At 67.0% G+C, this 17,882-nt stretch carries 15 protein-coding genes; 6 read left to right on the top strand and 9 right to left on the bottom strand.

All coding sequences use genetic code 11. From position 1 onward, the window contains the following. Positions 1 to 20: 20 nt before the first annotated feature. From C489_RS07430 to C489_RS07410, 5 genes are all read right to left on the bottom strand, one after another. Positions 21 to 1,151: a GNAT family N-acetyltransferase gene (locus C489_RS07430; RefSeq protein ID WP_006430587.1), complete on the bottom strand. Its 1,131-nt coding sequence runs from the start codon at positions 1,149 to 1,151 to the stop codon at positions 21 to 23. 307 nt (positions 1,152 to 1,458) lie between these two features. Then, positions 1,459 to 2,895, bottom strand: a complete 1,437-nt coding sequence (locus tag C489_RS07425) for a WD40/YVTN/BNR-like repeat-containing protein (RefSeq protein ID WP_006430586.1) — start codon at positions 2,893 to 2,895, stop codon at positions 1,459 to 1,461. Positions 2,896 to 2,961: 66 nt separating this feature from the next. Continuing rightward, positions 2,962 to 3,627 carry an LUD domain-containing protein gene (locus tag C489_RS07420; protein WP_006430585.1) on the bottom strand — a complete coding sequence of 222 codons (666 nt, stop codon included), beginning with the start codon at positions 3,625 to 3,627 and terminating at the stop codon, positions 2,962 to 2,964. 99 nt (positions 3,628 to 3,726) lie between these two features. Beyond that, positions 3,727 to 4,014: an Hsp20/alpha crystallin family protein gene (locus C489_RS07415; RefSeq protein WP_049890683.1), complete on the bottom strand. Its 288-nt coding sequence runs from the start codon at positions 4,012 to 4,014 to the stop codon at positions 3,727 to 3,729. Between the two features lie 517 nt (positions 4,015 to 4,531). Next, a complete protein-coding gene (locus C489_RS07410; protein ID WP_049890682.1) occupies positions 4,532 to 6,121 on the bottom strand; it encodes a sulfatase in 1,590 nt (529 codons plus the stop codon). Positions 6,122 to 6,425: 304 nt separating this feature from the next. Here C489_RS07410 and C489_RS07405 point away from each other — a divergent pair, with 304 nt between their 5' ends. Then, complete coding sequence (locus C489_RS07405; RefSeq protein ID WP_006430582.1) at positions 6,426 to 7,220, top strand: hypothetical protein; 795 nt, start codon at positions 6,426 to 6,428, stop codon at positions 7,218 to 7,220. A 94-nt stretch (positions 7,221 to 7,314) separates the two neighbouring features. Here C489_RS07405 and C489_RS07400 read toward each other — a convergent pair whose 3' ends face one another. Next, positions 7,315 to 8,250, bottom strand: coding sequence for a phosphatase PAP2 family protein (locus C489_RS07400; RefSeq protein ID WP_006430581.1), 936 nt, complete (start codon positions 8,248 to 8,250; stop codon positions 7,315 to 7,317). Between the two features lie 186 nt (positions 8,251 to 8,436). Between C489_RS07400 and C489_RS07395 the strand changes: the two genes are divergently transcribed. Together C489_RS07395 and trpB are read left to right on the top strand one after the other, a co-directional pair. Further along, on the top strand, positions 8,437 to 10,134 hold the full coding sequence (locus tag C489_RS07395; protein ID WP_006430580.1) for an NADH-quinone oxidoreductase subunit D: 1,698 nt from the start codon (positions 8,437 to 8,439) through the stop codon (positions 10,132 to 10,134). A gap of 147 nt (positions 10,135 to 10,281) precedes the next feature. Next, positions 10,282 to 11,493 carry a tryptophan synthase subunit beta gene (gene trpB / locus C489_RS07390; protein ID WP_006430579.1) on the top strand — a complete coding sequence of 404 codons (1,212 nt, stop codon included), beginning with the start codon at positions 10,282 to 10,284 and terminating at the stop codon, positions 11,491 to 11,493. A 30-nt stretch (positions 11,494 to 11,523) separates the two neighbouring features. On the opposite strand, the gene C489_RS07385 is transcribed toward trpB, so the two are convergent. The 3 genes from C489_RS07385 to C489_RS07375 all read right to left on the bottom strand — a co-directional run bounded on the left by C489_RS07385 (position 11,524) and on the right by C489_RS07375 (position 13,879). Beyond that, on the bottom strand, positions 11,524 to 11,940 hold the full coding sequence (locus C489_RS07385) for an HIT family protein (protein ID WP_006430578.1): 417 nt from the start codon (positions 11,938 to 11,940) through the stop codon (positions 11,524 to 11,526). Positions 11,941 to 12,018: 78 nt separating this feature from the next. Next, positions 12,019 to 13,080 carry a glycosyltransferase family 4 protein gene (locus C489_RS07380; protein WP_006430577.1) on the bottom strand — a complete coding sequence of 354 codons (1,062 nt, stop codon included), beginning with the start codon at positions 13,078 to 13,080 and terminating at the stop codon, positions 12,019 to 12,021. 115 nt (positions 13,081 to 13,195) lie between these two features. Then, entirely contained in the window at positions 13,196 to 13,879 is a 684-nt protein-coding gene (locus C489_RS07375) for a hypothetical protein (RefSeq protein WP_006430576.1), read from the bottom strand. A 319-nt stretch (positions 13,880 to 14,198) separates the two neighbouring features. On the opposite strand from C489_RS07375, the gene C489_RS07370 reads away from it, so the two are divergent. The 3 genes from C489_RS07370 to C489_RS07360 all read left to right on the top strand — a co-directional run bounded on the left by C489_RS07370 (position 14,199) and on the right by C489_RS07360 (position 17,860). After that, entirely contained in the window at positions 14,199 to 16,031 is a 1,833-nt protein-coding gene (locus tag C489_RS07370; RefSeq protein WP_006430575.1) for a S9 family peptidase, read from the top strand. 72 nt (positions 16,032 to 16,103) lie between these two features. Then, the gene (locus C489_RS07365) at positions 16,104 to 17,042 is read left to right on the top strand and encodes an ABC transporter ATP-binding protein (RefSeq protein WP_006430574.1); all 939 of its coding nucleotides are present in this window, start codon (positions 16,104 to 16,106) and stop codon (positions 17,040 to 17,042) included. Beyond that, on the top strand, positions 17,039 to 17,860 hold the full coding sequence (locus C489_RS07360; protein WP_006430573.1) for an ABC transporter permease subunit: 822 nt from the start codon (positions 17,039 to 17,041) through the stop codon (positions 17,858 to 17,860). Before C489_RS07365 ends, C489_RS07360 begins: the two co-directional genes overlap by 4 nt. Positions 17,861 to 17,882 lie beyond the last annotated feature (22 nt).

Here is a 17,882-nt window from a genome sequence, read left to right as displayed (position 1 = left end):
TCGAGTCGGCGGTTCCGTCCTCACGTCGTGTCGAGATCGAGCCGCGAGAACGTCCACGCCGCGGCCGAACTCGACTCGAGATCGAGCCCGCCCTCGAGGTCGCGTGCGAGCAGCGTGCGGGCGGTCGGCCGAATCAGCGCCGACAGGGGCAATCGCGTGTCCGGATAGAACCGGAAGCGCAGCGGGGCCGGCACCGTCTCGCCGAACGCCTCGACGTAGCTCCGATCCGCGTGCTGATCGAGCGCCGTCACGAGCAGGCGATTGAGGGCGTCCGATTCCGACTCGAGCGTCCGCGGGACCGTCTCGACGATCCGCGCGTGATCGGCCACGCTCGAGACGACGAGGGCGGCGACCGGTTCGCCGTCTCGTCGAGCGACGTAGGCCGTATACGAGTGCTCGGGGTTGGCGAACCGCCAGCGGTAGAACGCCGCGGATCGGTTCGCGTGGATCGCGTCGGGGATCGAGCGCCGGTAGATCGCCGCGAGGGTGTCGGTCGGCGGCGTCTCGTAGCGCTCGACGTCGAGATCGGTGCTGGAGTCGACGAGCAACTTGTCGCCGGCCCGGTGTGAGGTCGCGATCGCGTCCTCGAGCGTGTCCGCGACCGCGGTCGCGGCCCCCTCGTCGGCCGATTGGAGTTTAGTACTCCCGCCCCGCGGTTCGGCGTCACGGGTCTCACCGAGGGCGGAAAGGGGGTTCTGCGGCCGGTAGTAAGCCGGTACCGTCCCGATCTCTTTCCAGCCATGGGCGAGGTTGCCGGGCTTGGAGTTCTCGTTCGGGAAGTTGAAGAAGAACGACGGCCGGCCGTCGGCGTAGCGCTCGACGGCCCGTTCGTTCATGCGATCGAACAGCCCGCGCCCGCGGTGGTCCGCGTGGACCATCGTATCGCAGGGCTGGAACGCGGGTCTGACGGCGTCGCCGACGCGCATCTCCTGGGCGAAAAACGACCGGAAGCCGACGGGCTCGCCGTCGGCGCTCGCCACGAGGATCGGGACGTGATCGACGTACGGGTTCTCGCGGAACTTCCAGCGGAACCAGTCCGCGCCTCTGTCGTGCCCGAAGACCGTCTCGTACAGCGACAGGAACGCCTCTCGATCGTCGGGTTCGAACGTGCGGACGGTATATTGCGTCGCCGTTCGTGTTGGTATACTCATGATCGAGGTCGTTCACGCCCGTCTGCGGGGGCGTCGGAGACGCCCCGCTGTGCGGTCGTGATGAGTGGATATCCGCCCCGAAAGGGAAAGCCGATTGGCCTTGAATACGCCGATCCGACAGGTCCGCAAAGCAGTCACGAGAACCGACGGTTACCCGGCTCGTTCGGATCGAATATCCGCCGAGACCCGCGGCTCGAGCGCTCCGAAATACCGGTCAGTCGGAACTCGAGACGCGGAAATCGCTCTAGGCTGCCACAGGCGTCGATTCACTGCCGCCGCTGGTCGACTCGCCGCAACCGCAGCCGCCTCACCGCCGTTCGACGACGGTGCCGTCCTCGCCGACCGCGACCGCCCGGTCCCCGCCCGGCGAGACCGAGACGGCCATGAGCGGTTCCGGCGCGCTCGCGTCGACCTGTTCCCAGCCGGTTGCCGCTCGCTCGTAGATCACCCCGTCCGCGTCGCAGGCGATCGTCTCTGCCTCGTGGCGGGCGATGCCACAGACGGCCTCCTCGCCGACCCGCTCGGGCGTCCACGTCGACCCGCCGTAGCGGTGGACGATCCCGTCGTCCGCGCTCACCAGACAGTCGCCCCGGCCTAGCGTCGCGAGGTTCTCGAGCGTGCCGCTCGCGTCGCCGAGGCCGACCTGCTCGAAGGACTCCCCGCCGTCGGTCGTCTCGAAGACGCAATCGTTCGTATCGCAGCAGTAGCCGACCGACGCGTCGGCGAGGGCGATCCCGCTCAGACTCGAGCCGCTGCCCGGTGTGACCGGCTCGGCCCACGAGCAGTCGCCGTCGCGATAGCGCCCGCGGAGGACCGCCCCGGAGCCGTTGATCAGCAGGACCGTCTCGTCGCCGCTCGCGCCGGCGACCGCGACGCCGACCCAGTTGTCGGTAATGTCCGCGGGAGCCGTGTAATCCGTGTGGATCCCGGTTTCGGACTCGAGCCGACCTACCGAGCCGCTGTCGCCCGCGACCCAGACCGCCTCGCCCGCGGCGGTCGCGTCGACCCCTGCGAGGTCCTCGCCCGCGGCGGCCGGACCGTCCTCGAGGACGATCGACCAGTCGCCGTCGCTCCCGTCGCCAGCGGTGCCGTCGACGGGATCAGCGGCGAGAACCAGCCCACCGCCGCCCACCGCGTAGACCGCTCCCGTCTCGGTCACGCTGATGTCGCGGAGCGTCGTCTCGGTCGGCACGTCGACGAGCCGCCAGTCGCGGGACGGCGCGGGCTCGGTCGCTCGCTCGGCTGCAGTCCCGTCGGCTTTGGACGCGTCGGCGTCACCACCGCCGCTGTTCGCTGTAGTCGCGGCGCTATCGGGCGTCGCGGCGGTCGCTGTGCCGTCGGGGGTCTCGGCGCTGCCCTCGGTCGCCGTCCGATCGGCGATTTCGGTTTCGGTATCGGCCTCGAGGCCGACTCCGGTATCCGCTTGCTCGCGCGGTGCGGTCTCCGCGTCCGTTGCTCGAGTCTCGGTCGCCGCGGCGTCCGCTCTCTCGCTCGTCCCGTCGCTCCCGGTCTGTTCACCCGTTCTCTCGCCCCCGGTGCCGTCGCTCGACAGTTGCCACAGGTACAGCGCGATCGGCGGCACGACGTAGGACGCGAGCGCGAGCACCGCGAAGCCGCGGTGGACGATCGTCAGCGTCCCGAAGGCGGTCATGCCGGCCGCCGCGACCGCGTGGACCCACGACTTCGCGTAGCGGCGGAAGAAGGGAGCGAAGCCGTCGCCGGATCGCGAATCGTGGGTTGCCATTGGTCGAGCGCCGGAGCGTAGTCTCCCTATCCGACTGGCGAGCAAAAGCGTGCTGCAGGCACGGGGTCAGAACCCGTGGGGCTCGTCGATCAACACGAGTTGGGTCCGGTCGTCGACCTGCTCGTGCTCGAGGGAGACGAGTTTCCCGACGACGCTGCCCTGTCCGTAGACCTCCTGGGCGCGGGCGTCCTCGAGCGGGTAGGCGTACTCCCTCACCCGCTCGACGGCCGTCTCCCAGTCGTCGACGATCTTGTTGGTGCTGCCGACCAGAACGAGCGATTCGGCGGCGAAGGCCCACGCGCCGACGGCGTTGCCGAGCGCGTTGGCTCCGAGCAGTTCGCCGCTCTCGGCGATCGCGTTGACGCTGTCGACGAAAACGTCGGCGGTCGTCGCCTCACGGCGCGCCCGAGACCGCTCCTCCTCGTCGTCGATTTCCTGTATCCGGGCCCCGAGGTAGTCGAACCCGTCTTCGGCCTCGAGGTCGTCGGTGAAGCCGATCTCCTCGAGGGTCGTCGAGTGGCCGTCCATCACCTCGGCTCCGTCGGGGAGCTGGTCGCGGAGGTGCTCACGAGCGCTGTCGCCGTCGTCGAAGACATGGACCGCGACGTTTCGCTCCTCGACGTTCGAGACGACGCGCTCGATCGTCTCCTCGTCCGGGTCTCGATCGAAGCGGGACTCGTCGACCGCGAGGTCGTCCGCGAAGTCGTCTTTCGTGTAGTAGTCGTCGCTCATCGCGGTAGCCGTGGTTCGACGCCGCGACGGATCAACGTGGAGCAAGCGAATACCGGCGGTCCGCTCGAGGCGGTGACGGGAGCGCTGTCGTCCCAGGAGCTACGACTCCGTCTCGATCGAGACGGTGAGGACGCCGTTGTTGTACCTCGCCTGCCGGTCGTCGCCGAAGGCGAGCCCCGGCGGGAGCGGCGTGACGGTTCGCTCGGCCACGTCGCCGTCGCAGTCGACCGCGATCCGGACGCGACGCGAGCCGACTTCGACCGTCACGTCGTCGATCGCCGCGGGGGCGACGTCGACGGCGGCGCGAAGGCGGTCGGCCGGCCCCTCGTAGACGAACTGCATCGGATAGGGAAACGACGCCACTCGAGGCGCGGAGGGAGAGGACATGGTCGCAGTTCCGGCGACGGACGGAAACGTCCCGGCGTGTACAGTTGCGCGTTTGATACCGCATGTGCGCGACGGCCGTCGAACCGACGTGCGGTGGCGCGCGCTATCGGTCGTCCGAACGATAGTGAGGGCGGCCGATGACGCTGCGCGAGGGATGAGCGAAGGAACGAAGTGACTGAGCGAATCGGCTGGGGAGGACGTGGTACTCCCTCGCAGCCACGATAGCAGAACGCTCTTTTGCGCCGATTTTCTCAATAGATCGGTCAAGAGTAATACCACAACNGCCATCAGAGATGTGTATAAGAGACAGGTCAAGAGTAATACCACAACGCGCGTTCTGCTATCGTGGCAACACGGAGAGGCCTCACCCTCCCCAACCGATTCGCTCACTGCGTTCGCTCATCCCTCGCGCAGCGTTGTCGTCTCCCCTCACTAGCGTTCGGGGAGCCGCCAGCGCGCGCCACCCCACGAAGTGTGACGGATCGGGCACTATCCGAGCAGTCGTCGACCGGATTCCTCAGAGATAGCCCAGATCCGCTAACCGGTCTTTGGTCCCCTCGCGCATCTCGACTTCGCCCGACGCGCCGGCCTCCGCGAGCGGCTCGAACCGCTCCTCGAGTCGCCGTCGAAGCGCCCGCACCCGCTCGGGCTCGTCGTCGCTGATATCGGTGTGCTCGAGCGGATCGGTGTGGACGAGGTGGCAGCGCTCGAAGCCGTCATCGCCGCGGACGTACTTGTACTCGGCCGTGCGGACCGCCCGGAGTCGGCGGTCGAACTCCCGTACCCGGTCCGGAATCTCGCCGAAGCGGGCCTCGAGGCGATCGATCGAGGGCTGGGGCGCGACGTACTCGGCGAAGACGGCCTCGCGCGAGTCCGCGTTCGAGTCGGGGTGGAGCGAGCGGCTCGACCACTGGTCGCGCAGTTCGGGGTCGTCGATACCGGCCGTCTCGAGCAGTGTGGCGGGGAGATCGAGCAACTGGACGAGGTCGTGGCGTCGCCCGCCGTCGGTAAAGGGGCCGCCGTGACAGACCAGCGGGACGTTGAGCAGCGTGTCATAGAGGTTGTACTGGTGGCCGAAGAAGCCGTGTTCGCCGATGTGCTCGCCGTGGTCGCCACAGACCACGAATAAGGTATCCTCCCACTCGCCCGCGTCCTCGAGTGCCTCTCTGAGCCGGCCGACCTGGTGGTCGACGTAAGCGAGTTCTGCCCGGTAGAGCCCGCGGAGCAGGGAGAACTCGCGGTCGGTGAGCTCGTAGTCGCCGCAGTCGTAGGCGCGGGGGTCCTGCCTGATCGCGGTCGCTTCCTCGTAGCTGGCACCGTCGGGGAGGAACCGTTCGGCGTACTCCTTCGGCGGGTCGTACTGGACGTGGGGCTCGATGAAGTTACAGAACAGGAAGAAGGGGCGGTCGTCGCTCCGGCCCTCGAGCCAGTCGCCGATCCAGTCGGTCGCTCGCGCGGAGCCGTCGTCGCCCTCGGGTTGGAGGAGTTCGCTGTAGACGATGTTAGCGGCGTTGACCAGCGGGTTGCCGTCGAAGAGCCGGTTTCGGGTCGCATCGAGTTTCTCCCGGATGTCCTCGCCGCGGACGACCGCGCCCATGTCGGCATCGGACTGGATGTACTGCCAGCCCTTGCGGAGTTCGTCGAACCCGCGGTCGAAGCCGAACTCCTCGGTGATCCACGTGTTGTTCGAGACGCCGATCGTCTCGTATCCCGCGTCGTCGAACGCCTCGGGGAGGGTTCGCAGGTCGTCGTCGAGGTAGGTGTGGCCCCCGTGCGTGCCGTGTTCGGAGGGATAGATGCCAGTGAAAAACGAGGCGTGAGAGGGAAGCGTCCACGGGGCGGTCGCAAAGGCGTTCTCGAAGGCGGTCCCCGCCTCGGCGAGGCGGGTCAGCGTCGGCGTCGGATGCGCGCCGACGGAATCGTCGCCCGTGGTCGGTCGATCGCCCGGTGCGAGTCGGGTGCCGGCGCGGCCGGCCGGCGGCGCGTTTCGGTCCGCCGGAAACGGCTGCATCCCGACGCTCTTCGCCCGGGCCGTATCGAGAACCACGAGAACGACGTTCCGCACAGTACTATGTGATTCGTCGTCACGTCCGTTACAGTCCGACATGGATACCGTACCTCCACGGCAGACAGGGAAGGCCACCCGCCCGGAGTATGCAGGGCCGTAATCGGAGGTATCGTCCGATTTCCGGCCGAACACGCTCGAGTGCGCTACTATGTGATATCGGGCCAGGTCGCCGGCGGCCCGGCGTCGGCGCGGGCCGGGTAGTCATCTGCCGGTCGAATCTTCATCCGACCGGCCGGCGTACAACCCGTGAGCGGACCGGTGGCCCGACGGTCGCGAGCGCCGACGGACGACAACGACGCCGCTGCCGCCGGCCGGCCACTGGCACCGTCGCTCGGAGATTCAGATGACTGACCACCACGATCACGACACGACGACGGACGGTTCGATGGGTGCATTCGACGAGATCGACGACCTCGAGGCCCTCGATGAACTGGACGCCCCCGCCGAACGAGCCACCTCGGCGGCGTCCGACGCGGTCTCGAGCGGGACGCTCCCGATCCTCGGCGGCGGCCTCCTGCTGGTCGCCGCGATCCGCTCGATGGCTCGAAACCGGGCGCGGGCGATTCCGCTCGGTATCGCCGGCAGCGGGCTGGTCGGCTTCGGCCTTCAGCAACGCCGCTCGAGCGGAGAGGACTCGTCGGGGGTCCCGGACGTCGAGGGCGGAACCGAGGGGAAAGAGACCTCGGATCAGGCCAGCGCCGCCGCCGAGCGCGTCGATTCCGGCCGGGAATCCGAGATCCAGCCCGACGGCGAGATCTCGGACGAGCGAGGGATCGACGACACGGACGAGTCCGGCTCGCAGATCGAATTCACCGACGAGCCGGGCGGTGACGAAGATCGGTCCAGACCGGATCTCGGAGACGACGAAGCGGAACCCCGACGCGAGACCGACACCGACGACGTGGCGGTCGACGTCTCCAATTCGGCGATGGCCGACGAGACCAGCGAGGCGACGGGGCCGGACCCGACGCAGGCCCAGCCGACCCAGACCGCGGACACGGAACCGGAGGCGAGTCCCGCGGAGGACGCCTCCGACATGAAAGTCGAGCCGTCGGACGATGACGAGGACGACTCGGAGACGGAGGAAGCGGACAGCGCCGACGACGCCGATGATTCCGACGACGAAAGCGAGCAGTAGCTGCTCACTCTCGCTTGTCTGCGGTATTTGATTGACGGCAGAAACGTTCTACTCGAGCCGTCGACACGAAACGATCGACACGCAAGGGAACGAGCTACTGCGAACGGGAGGGCGAGCGGGTCCAGCGACCGATGCCGCGTTCGGAGCGATAGAGGACCGGCAGGAGTACCAACACCGCGACGGCCAGTCCAAGCGCGCCGCTGCCGGCGAACACCGCAACGGGCCAGTAGTAGCCCGTAGTGACGAGGAGGGCCGCGATCACGACCGCCGCGCCGACGGCTCTCGCGGCGAGTCGGGTACTCTCTCGAATCGGGCCGCGGCCCGAGTCCAGCGCTCGAGCGAGGACGGCGAGTTGCCAGCCGGCGAACGCGCCGAGGGACGCGCCGAGCAAGAGCACGGCGTCGGGGTCCGCGTCGCTCGCGACGGCGGCGAACGCGCCGAGGCCGACGGCGAGTCCGAATCCGAGTGTTCCCCGGTGGGTCGGATACCGGTTCAGCAGCCCCCACGCGAGGAGCAGGAAGACGAGGCCCACCGTGATGCCGGCGACGACGTCGACGAGGTAGTGGACGCCGAGACCGACCCGCGAGAAGCAGACGGCCGTCACGATCCCGGCGGCACCGAGGTATCGCCGCCGCCGCGTGCCGACGGACAGGTGTTCGGCCAGACTCAGGTAGACGATCGTCGTCAGCAGGGCATGACCGCTCGGAAAGCCGTAGCCGGTCGCGGTCGCGGTGGCTTCGTACAGCGGGTGGACCGTCTCCGGAAGCGCTCCGAGCTCGACGAGGACCCGCTCCGGTCGCGGCAGCGCGAAGACGTGTTTCAGGCCCGTAATGAGCGCGAGTCCCGCCAAGAGCAAGCCGGCGACGGCGGCGATCTCGTCCTGGTCCTCCGTCGCTCTCCAGTAGAGGGTGCCGACGAGCACGCCGAGAAACCACACGTCGCCGAGCTGGGTGACCAGCCCGAGCACCACGACCGCCCACTCCGGGGCGACCTCGCGAAACGAGTCGAACCAGCCGAGACCTCGGGACATACCTCACGTTACGACCGACGGCACATATAAGCCGTTCCGCTCGGCCGGACGGACGAGACGGTGACCGCGACTGCCGGGATGGTTTCAGGGTGGCAGAGAGTCACGCTCTCCCGGGAAAACCCTCATTTCCGTGTCACCTGTAGCCTCTCGAGACGCGCCACCGGTCGGCGTCTCGAGGGATGTGCAATGAGTGAGACATCGGACCCAGACCCCGAAGCCGAGCGCGAACGCATCGACCCGGAGTACGACCACCAGCGGGGAGACGGCGTCGACGAGGCCGCACTCGAGACCCTGCTCTCCGAGTACGCGATCGGCCGGGACGACCACGAGAACGCGCCGGCGTTCGTGATCCGCCCGGACGACGTACAGGCGGTGGTTCGCCTGCTGCGCGAGGAGGCAGGGTTCGATCACCTCTCCTGTCTCACGCCCCAGCAGTACGAGGACCGCTACGAGTCTATCATTCACCTGACGAAGTACGACCAGCGAACCCACGAGGTGACGCTGATCGTCCCGCTGCCGACGGGCGCGCCGGTCTGTGAGTCCGCCGCACCGGTCTTCCGAACCGCCGACTGGCACGAGCGCGAGGCCTTCGACCTCGTCGGGATCGAGTACGCGGGCCACCCGAATCTCACGCGAATTCTGCTGCCCGAGTCCTGGCAGGGTCACCCGCTCACACTCGAGTACGACCAGGACAAGCCGCAGGTCGTCAGCTACACTGAACACGCGAACCCGCTCGCGGAAGATCAGCGCGACGAGGAATCGGAGACGATGTTTCTCAACATCGGTCCCCACCATCCGGCCACTCACGGCGTACTCCACCTCGAGACGGTCCTCGACGGCGAGTCGGTCGCGGCAGTCGAACCCGACATCGGCTATCTGCACCGCTGCGAGGAACAGCTGTGCCAGCAGGGGACCTACCGCCATCAGATCATTCCCTACTCGAACCGGTGGGACTACACCGCGAACCTGCCCAACGAGTGGGCGGTCGCCCGCGCCATCGAGGACATCGCCGACATCGAGGTCCCCGCGTACGCGCAGGTCCTGCGGACGATGGCGACCGAGTTCGGGCGCATGCTCGGGCACTTCCTCGCGGTCTCGACGTTCGCGCTGGATGTCTACGGCGACTTCACCGCCATCTTCCAGTACGGCATGCGCGACCGCGAGGTCGTCCAGGACATCTTGGAGGATCTGACCGGCCAGCGGATGATGTTCTACTTCTTCCGGTTAGGCGGCGTCTGCTGGGATCTGCCCGAGCCCCGCGCGGCGTTCGTCGAGAAGTGCCGGGACTTCCTCGACGAACTCCCCGCGAAGGTCGACGAGTACCACAGCCTGCTGACCGGCAACGAAATCTTCCAGCGACGGACGATGGGAACGGGGGTGCTCGAGCCCGAAGTCGCCAAGGACTACGGCTGTACGGGTCCCGTCGCCCGCGCCTCAGGCATCGACTACGACCTCCGGCAAGACGACCCCTACGGCTACTACGACAACCTCGAGTGGAACGTGGTCACCGAGGACAGTTGTGACAACCACGCACGCGTGCTCGTCCGGCTTCGCGAAGTCGAGGAGTCCGCGAAGATCATCGCGCAGTGTCTCGACCTGCTCGAGGACTGGCCCGAGGACGAGCGCACGGTCCAGAGCAACGTCCCGCGGACGCTCAAACCGGACCCGGGGACCGAGACCTACCGCGCCGTCGAGAGCGCGAAGGGAGAACTCGGCGTCTACATCCGCGCGGACGGCTCGAACTCGCCGGCCCGGTTCAAGATCCGCAGCCCGTGTTTCCACAACCTCTCCGCGCTCCCCGAGATGGCCGAGGGCGAGTACGTCGCCGACCTGATCGCGACGCTGGGCAGTCTCGATATCGTGTTGGGGAGCGTCGACCGCTGAATCGACCGCGCTCGAGTCGGCGCTCTCACTCCGCGTCGGCACCGTTGGCACCCTCACTGCCATCGTCTTCGAGGAATTCCGAGACCACCGCGACCGCGAGCCGCCAGCAGGAATCTATTTCACCCTGAACGCGCAATCCACCGGCGTATGGAAAACGGAAAGTTCGAGGGATACGGCGGCCGACACGTCCCAGAGCCGCTCCGGGACCCGCTCGAGCAACTGGCAACGGCGTACGACGAGGTTGCCGATACCGAGCAGTTCCAATCGGAGCTGCGCGACCTGCTCGAGGAGTTCGCCGGCCGGCCGACCCCGCTGTACTACGCACGGAACCTGAGCGAGCGCTACGACGCGGACATTTACCTCAAGCGCGAGGATCTGCTCCACGGCGGCGCACATAAGATCAACAACTGTCTCTTATACACATCTCTGANGGATCTGCTCCACGGCGGCGCACATAAGATCAACAACGCGCTCGGCCAGGCCCTGCTGGCCAAGCGGGCCGGCCGCGACCGGCTGATCGCCGAGACCGGGGCCGGCCAGCACGGCACCGCGACCGCGATGGTCGGTGCCCTGCTCGGCCTCGAGACGGAGATCTACATGGGCCGGAAAGACGTCGAGCGCCAGGAGATGAACGTCTTCCGGATGCGACTGATGGGTGCCGAGGTCAACGAGGTCACGCGGGGGGACGAGGGGCTGGCCGATGCCGTCGATGCGGCGCTCGAGGACTTCGCCGAAAACGTCGAGCACACCCACTACCTCGTCGGCAGCGTCGTCGGCCCCGATCCGTTCCCGCGGATGGTCCGGGACTTCCAGAGCGTCATCGGTCGGGAGGCCCGCGAGCAGATCCAGGAGCGCACGGGCGACCTGCCCGACGCCGCGGTCGCCTGCGTCGGCGGCGGCTCCAACGCGATCGGCCTGTTCCACGCCTTCCGCGACGATGACGTCGACTTCTACGGCGCTGAAGGCGGCGGGAAAGGTTCGGACTCGAGCCGGCACGCCGCCCCGCTCGCACAGGGGAGAGACGACGTGATCCACGGGATGAAGACGCGGGTCCTCGACGAGGACGTCGACGTTCACTCCGTCTCGGCGGGGCTCGATTACCCCGGTGTCGGCCCCGAACACGCCATGTTCCGGGCCGTCGGCCGCTGTGAGTACACGGGCGTCACCGACGACGAAGCGCTCGCGGCCTTCCGCGAACTGAGCGAGACCGAGGGCATCATCCCGGCCCTCGAGTCCAGCCACGGGATCGCTCGCGCGATCGAACTCGCCGAGGCCGGCGAGCACGACACGATCCTCGTGAATCTCTCGGGTCGCGGCGACAAGGACATGGAGACGGCGGCCGCGAAGTTCGACCTCTGAGCGCCGACTCCGATCCCGTCGGCCGTCAATTCAGTGCTCGAGGTGTGCCTTCACGCGACCCATGAGGGCCGCGGCGGCGTCGTCTTCGAGCCGATCCCGCGACAGCGACAGCGCCACGTCGTCGTCCCCGAAGCGGGGGAGGAGGTGGACGTGTGCGTGATCGACGGCCCCAACTAACGGCCCGCTAGTGTGAAAGACGCTGAACCCTTCCGGCTCGAGTGCCGCCTCCAGCGCGTTCGAAACGGTCCGGACCGTTTCGAAGACGGCCGTCGAGACCGATTCGTCGATCGTCAGCACGTCTTCCTCGTGGCCGCGCGGAATAACGAGGCAGTGTCCGGTTACGGCCGGGTTCCGGTCGAGAAACGCAACCGTTTGCTCGTCTTCGTAGAAGACATGCGCTGATCGATCACCACTGAGAATCCGACAGAAGTCACAGTCGTCGTGCATGGCCGAATTCTCTTTCGAACCGACATATAGGTATCTCCATCCGACAGTTGCCCGTCAGCGGCCGGCGCTGGTGGATTGCTACAGGAGACCGCGTTCGTCCTGTAGCGTTCGGTACAGCTCGAGATACCGGTCGGCGACCGCCGAGCGATCGTAGTCGGTAAAGGCCTCGTCGTACTCGCGGTGCTCGAGATCCCCCGCCGCGACGATCGCCTCGGCTAACTCGTCCTCGCTGGTGGTCCGGAACCCGCGGTCCCAGCCCTCGACGAGTTCGTGGGCGCTCGAGTCCGCGTGGTACTCCACGATGCCGACGCAGCCGGCGGCGATCGCCCACAGCAGTTCCGTCGGGAAGACGCAGTGGTCGGCCGTCTGGGCAAAGACGTGGGCCCCGCGGTAGGCCGCGATCCGCTCCTCGAGTTCGAGGTCGCCGAGGAACGTCACCCGATCCTCGATCCGAAGCTCCCGCGCCAGTTGCTCGTAGGCGTCCCGTTCCGGTCCGTCGCCAACGATGTTCGCAGACCAGTCCCGGCCGCGGAGTTCGGCCAACCCTAATAGCAGGCTCTCGAGGTTTGCCCCCTCGTCGAGCCGGCGAGCGTAGATCACGTCGACTTCCGCGCCCGGTTCGACGGCCTGAATCAGTTCGCAGTCGATGGGGTTCGGCATCGTCTCGACGAGGTCGCCGTCGGCCCCGATCTCTCGGACCCACGTCCCGACGAGTTCCGAGGGCGTGACGATCCGGTCCGGGCGGCCCGTCGCGACCCGCGTCCAACGGGTGTCTGCGACGCCGCTGTCGCCGTACCACTCGAGGACGAGCGGGGCGCGTGCGAGCGTCGCCCCCCAGTTGGCTGCGACGACCTGGTTCGGCGGCTGTGCGCTGACGTGAACGATATCCGGACTCGCGGCCGCCAGAACGAACGGGAGTCGGAAGAGAAACGAACTCCGGGCTTCGAGGCCGCTCGAGACCCCGTGATAGGTGATTCCGTCCGCGTCGAACGTGGACTCCTCGCCGGCCCAGAACCCGGCACAGTACCAGTGGACGTCGTGGCCGTGCTCCGCGAGGAGTTCGCAGACGGTCCGCAGCCGCTGGTTCGTCTCGGTGTCGCGGTGGTGTGCCGTTTCGAACGAGACGAACGCGATTCGCATCTGCTCGCAGAATGCGAGCGAGAGGTTAAAAACTCCCTGTTTCGCTCAACTCGAGTGCCCTCGGTCGCCGATTCAGAGACCGTTCGGAGCTGAAACGAGCGGCCGACTCCGGTGGCTAGAAGAACCCGTCGTCAGTGTCGTCAGTGTCGTCGGTGTCGTCGGTATCGTCGTCTCCGTCCGCGCTCTCCCCGTCTGTGTCGCCATCCGTTTCGTTGTCGTCCCCACCGTCATCATCGCTCCCGCTCTCCGCATCGCTCTCGTCCGTATCGTCGCCATCGTCGTCGCCGCTCTCGCCGTCAGCTGTCCCCTCGTCGCTGTCGTCCTCACCGGTCCCGGATTCCGCATCGTCACCATCGGTTTCGTTGCCGCCGTCACTCCCGTTACCCCCCACACTCTCGTTGCCGCCGATACTCTCGTTGTCACTGCTTTCATTGCCACCAATACTCTCGTTGTCACTGCTTTCGTTGCCACCAATACTCTCGTTTCCACCGACACTCTCGTTGCCACTGCTTTCGTTACCGCCGATATCGATCGGATCGCCATCTGACTCGTTGTTCTCGCGGTCGCTTCCCCCACCCTCGTCGGAACTCTCGTTCCCGGAGCCGTCACCCGCCGTTTCGGCGTCGGCTCCCTGACTCCCGAGCGACTCGAGTTCGCCGTTGGACTCGGGCACCTCGGCCGACTCGGCCGTGAACAGTTCCGGCCCGACGGCCGCGATGGTCAGCCCGAACGCCGCGAGGATGAGCACGGTCGTTACGAGGACGGTCCCGACCGGCGACTCGTCGACTTCCTCTGCCATTGACTGGGTTCGGCACGCGATACGGCTTTGTTAAGCACAGCCATCCCCGACTCGAGCCTCGTTCTGTGCGGGTAGCGACCCAGCGTACATCACTGCCGGCTGCCCCGTCTGCACAGCGGATAACCGGTCCCTACGGACACGGCTCCGTTCGTGGACCGGCGGGACAAGCGGACCGTACACGGACAACACGTGTCCCGGTAGAGGTGATCGGACCCGTTTTGGAACCGCGTCTCCACCGCAGACCCAGGCCGGTCGTCGCCCGCGCGGCGGACTCGCCGGAGGCGAAACGGTTTACGCGTCGGACCGAGACTCGTGTGGCATGAGCGGCTACGACATCGAGCGTTATCTCAACGTTCGCAGCGCCTACGGCGCGTCCTTCGGCCCCGACGGTGAACGGCTGTCCTTCCTGATGAACACGACCGGCACCTCGCAGGTCTGGACCCTCGAGGAGCCCCGCGACTGGCCCGAGCAGCGGACGTTCTACGACGAGCGGGTGACCTTCGCCTCGTGGTCGCCCGAACGCCCGGAACTGATCTTCGGAATGGACGAGGGTGGCAACGAACGCGCGCAACTGTTCCGGTTGGACGCCGAAACGGGCGAGATCGAGAACGCCACCGCGATGCCGGAGGCCAAACACCGCTGGGGCGGCTGGAGCCACGACGGCGAACGGTTCGCCTTCACCTCGAACCGCCGCGACGAGTCGGTCTTCGACGTGTACGTACAGGGCCGCGACGAGCGTGGAGACGAGGCGCAGCTGGTGTACGAGGGCGACGGCTGGCTCTCGCTGTCCGGCTGGAGCCCGGACGACTCGCGGCTGCTCGTCTCGCAGGCCTACTCCAACTTCGATCAGGACCTGTACGTGCTCGACCTCGAGGCCGACGACCCGGACCTCGAGCACCTCACGCCCCACGAGGGCGACGTTCGCTATCAGAGCGCAAGTTGGGCCCCCGACGGCGAGGGCGTCTATCTGGTCACCGACGAGGGCGACACCGATACGCTGTATCTGGCCTATCTCGACCTCGAGGGCGGGGGCGGAGAGCGGGAACTGGAGACCGTCGCCGACGGCGACGGCTGGAACGTCGGTGGCATCGCGCTGGACGACGAGACGGGGCGGTTCGTCTACTCGCGGAACGTCGAGGGCTACACCGACCTCACCGTCGGCGAGCTCGACCCCGACGAGCCGACCGAGTTCGAGACCTTTTCGGAGCCCGATCTGCCGGGCGGGATCTCCGGCGGCGTGAGCTTCGACCCCGACGCCGAGCGCTTCGCGCTGTCGACAAGCGGCGACACGGTCAACACGAACGTCTTCGTGGTCGATGTCGAGACCGGCGACGCCGAGCAATGGACGAGCGCGCCGACCGCGGGTATCCCTCCAGAAACGTTTACCGACTCCGAACTCGTCAGCGTCGAGAGCTTCGACGGCCTCGAGGTACCCGGCTTCCTGAGCCTCCCCGACGACCGCGAGGCGGAGCAAACGCCGGTCATCGTCGACATCCACGGCGGCCCCGAGAGCCAGCGACGGCCCTCCTTCTCGAGTGTCAAACAGTACTTCCTCGACCGGGGCTACGCCTACTTCGAGCCGAACGTCCGCGGGTCGTCGGGGTACGGCTCCGACTACGCCAGCCTCGACGACGTCGAAAAGCGAATGGACTCGGTCGCCGACATCGAGGCCTGCGTCGAGTGGCTGCAGGATCATCCCGCGATCGATCCCGACCGAATCGCGGCGAAGGGGGGCTCCTACGGCGGCTTCATGGTCCTCGCCGCGCTGACCGAGTATCCCGACCTCTGGGCGGCCGGCGTCGACACCGTCGGCATCGCCAATTTCGTCACGTTTCTCGAAAATACGGGCGACTGGCGACGGGAACTCCGCGAAGCCGAGTACGGCTCGCTGGCCGAGGACCGAGAGTTCCTAGAGGAGATCTCGCCGATCAACAACGTCGAGAACATCGAGGCCCCGCTGTTCGTCCTCCACGGGGAAAACGACCCCCGCGTGCCCGTCGGCGAGGCCGAACAGATCGCCGAGAAGGCGGCCGAACAGGGCGTTCCCGTCCGGAAGCTGCTCTTCGAGGACGAGGGCCACGGCTTCTCGAAGCTCGAGAATCGCATCGAAGCCTACTCCGCGATCGCCGACTTCCTCGACGAGCACGTCTGAGCCGCACTGGACCGGTCGTTTCTCGGTGTTAGTTGCAAAAAATATACACCAATGGATAATGAGGCCCCGCATATGGCCGCCATCCAAACGACTGGTCTCACCAAGCGATACGGCGAGTCGGTCCTCGCCGTCGACGACCTCCACCTCACCGTCGAGGACGGCGAAGTGTTCGGCTTTCTGGGCCCGAACGGGGCCGGAAAGTCGACGACGATCAACATGCTCCTCGATTTCGTCCGCCCGAGCGACGGGCACGCGTCGGTCCTCGGCCTCGACGCCCAAGCCGATACCGACGAGATCCGCCGTCGCATCGGCGTCCTCCCCGAAGGGGCGAGCGTCTACGATCGACTCACCGCGCGCGAACACCTCCAGTGGGTCATCGACACGAAAGACGCCGCCGACGACCCCGACGCCCTCCTGGAGCAGGTCGGTCTCTCCGGCGAGGGCGACCGCCCCGCCGGCGACTACTCGAAGGGGATGGCCCAACGGCTGGGCTTCGGCATGGCGCTGGTCGGCGATCCCGACCTCCTGATCCTGGACGAACCCTCCTCCGGGCTGGATCCCGCGGGGATGCAGGAAATGCGGGAGATCATCGCCGAGGAAGCGGACCGCGGAACGTCCGTCTTCTTCTCGAGTCACATCCTCGGCGAGGTCGAGGCCGTCTGCGACCGCATCGGCATCATGAACGAGGGGCGGCTGGTCGCGACCGGCACGCTCGACGATCTCCAGGGCGAACTCGACCTCGGCGCGCCGATCACGCTCGAGGTTGCGACCGTCCCCGAGGGCCTCGATCTCGACCGTCTCACGGGCGTTCGCTCGGTGTCCGTCGAGGGTACGACGATCACGGCGACCTGCGCCGATCCCTCGGTCAAGGTCGACGTCGTCCGCCACGTCGCGTCGGCGACGACCGTCGAAGACATCGTCTCCGAAGACGTCTCGCTCGAGCAACTGTTCAACAGCTACACAAACGGCGAGCGAGCGGAGGGGGCGGCCGACACGGAGGTGTCGGCATGAGTACGCTCGATGTCGCGAAAAAGGACTTCCTCGATGTCCGCCGGGCGAAGATCGTCTGGTTCGTCGGCGCGCTCTACGTTCTGTTTATGCTGTTGCTGATCTACGCCGGCCAGACCGGCAGTCAGGACCCGAATATCCTGTACTCGCTCTGGAACTTGACAGCCGTCGGCGCGATGTTCATCCCGCTGATCGCGCTCGTCACGGCGTACCTCGCGATCGCCGGCGAACGCGAATCCGGCGGCATCAAGTATCTGCTCTCGATTCCGAACGCGCGCCGCGATGTCGTCCTCGGGAAGTTCATCACCCGAACGGGCGTCGTCAGCGCGTCGATCGTCGTCGCGTTTCTGGTGAGTGCGGTCCTGACACTGCTGTGGTATCCCGAGACACGGATCGACGTATTGGGCGGGATGATGGCGCTGACGGTCCTGTACGCGCTGACCTACGTCGCCGTCGCGATCGGCATCTCGGCCGCGACGGCCTCCCGGTCGCGCGCGATGGGGGGCTCGATCGCCTTCTTCTTCGTCACCAGCGTGTTGAACGTGTTGGGCCCGCTGCAACTCGTCATCGATTACGTGGCGAACGACCTCGCGGGACTCGAGATTTCGACGAACCAGATCGCGTTCGTCCAGTCGCTGGTCAGCCCGACGGCGGCGTACGTCAACTCTACCGGACTCGTGTTCCCCGACGGATTCAACACTATTCCCGAAGAGCTACCATGGTTCCTGCAGGGCGAGACGATGGTCGTCGTCATGCTCGGCTGGCTCGTCGTCCCGCTCGCGCTCGGCATCTGGCAGTTCGAGCGCGCCGATCTGGGTTGAGATCAACCGTCGCCCCCTCGAT

Origin of the sequence: Natrinema versiforme JCM 10478, assembly GCF_000337195.1 — an archaeon.
In the GTDB taxonomy this organism is placed as follows: domain Archaea; phylum Halobacteriota; class Halobacteria; order Halobacteriales; family Natrialbaceae; genus Natrinema; species Natrinema versiforme.
The sequence above is the reverse complement of the archived record's forward strand: the minus strand, read 5'-3'. Positions and strand labels throughout refer to the sequence as shown.

Bases quoted from the DNA above. Each gene is read 5' to 3' on its own strand.
- C489_RS07430 (WP_006430587.1), bottom strand. From the start codon at position 1,151: ATGAGTATACCAACACGAACGGCGACGCAATATACCGTCCGCACGTTC.
- C489_RS07425 (WP_006430586.1), bottom strand. From the start codon at position 2,895: ATGGCAACCCACGATTCGCGATCCGGCGACGGCTTCGCTCCCTTCTTC.
- C489_RS07420 (WP_006430585.1), bottom strand. From the start codon at position 3,627: ATGAGCGACGACTACTACACGAAAGACGACTTCGCGGACGACCTCGCG.
- C489_RS07415 (WP_049890683.1), bottom strand. From the start codon at position 4,014: ATGTCCTCTCCCTCCGCGCCTCGAGTGGCGTCGTTTCCCTATCCGATG.
- C489_RS07410 (WP_049890682.1), bottom strand. From the start codon at position 6,121: ATGTCGGACTGTAACGGACGTGACGACGAATCACATAGTACTGTGCGG.
- C489_RS07405 (WP_006430582.1), top strand. From the start codon at position 6,426: ATGACTGACCACCACGATCACGACACGACGACGGACGGTTCGATGGGT.
- C489_RS07400 (WP_006430581.1), bottom strand. From the start codon at position 8,250: ATGTCCCGAGGTCTCGGCTGGTTCGACTCGTTTCGCGAGGTCGCCCCG.
- C489_RS07395 (WP_006430580.1), top strand. From the start codon at position 8,437: ATGAGTGAGACATCGGACCCAGACCCCGAAGCCGAGCGCGAACGCATC.
- C489_RS07385 (WP_006430578.1), bottom strand. From the start codon at position 11,940: ATGCACGACGACTGTGACTTCTGTCGGATTCTCAGTGGTGATCGATCA.
- C489_RS07380 (WP_006430577.1), bottom strand. From the start codon at position 13,080: ATGCGAATCGCGTTCGTCTCGTTCGAAACGGCACACCACCGCGACACC.
- C489_RS07375 (WP_006430576.1), bottom strand. From the start codon at position 13,879: ATGGCAGAGGAAGTCGACGAGTCGCCGGTCGGGACCGTCCTCGTAACG.
- C489_RS07370 (WP_006430575.1), top strand. From the start codon at position 14,199: ATGAGCGGCTACGACATCGAGCGTTATCTCAACGTTCGCAGCGCCTAC.
- C489_RS07365 (WP_006430574.1), top strand. From the start codon at position 16,104: ATGGCCGCCATCCAAACGACTGGTCTCACCAAGCGATACGGCGAGTCG.
- C489_RS07360 (WP_006430573.1), top strand. From the start codon at position 17,039: ATGAGTACGCTCGATGTCGCGAAAAAGGACTTCCTCGATGTCCGCCGG.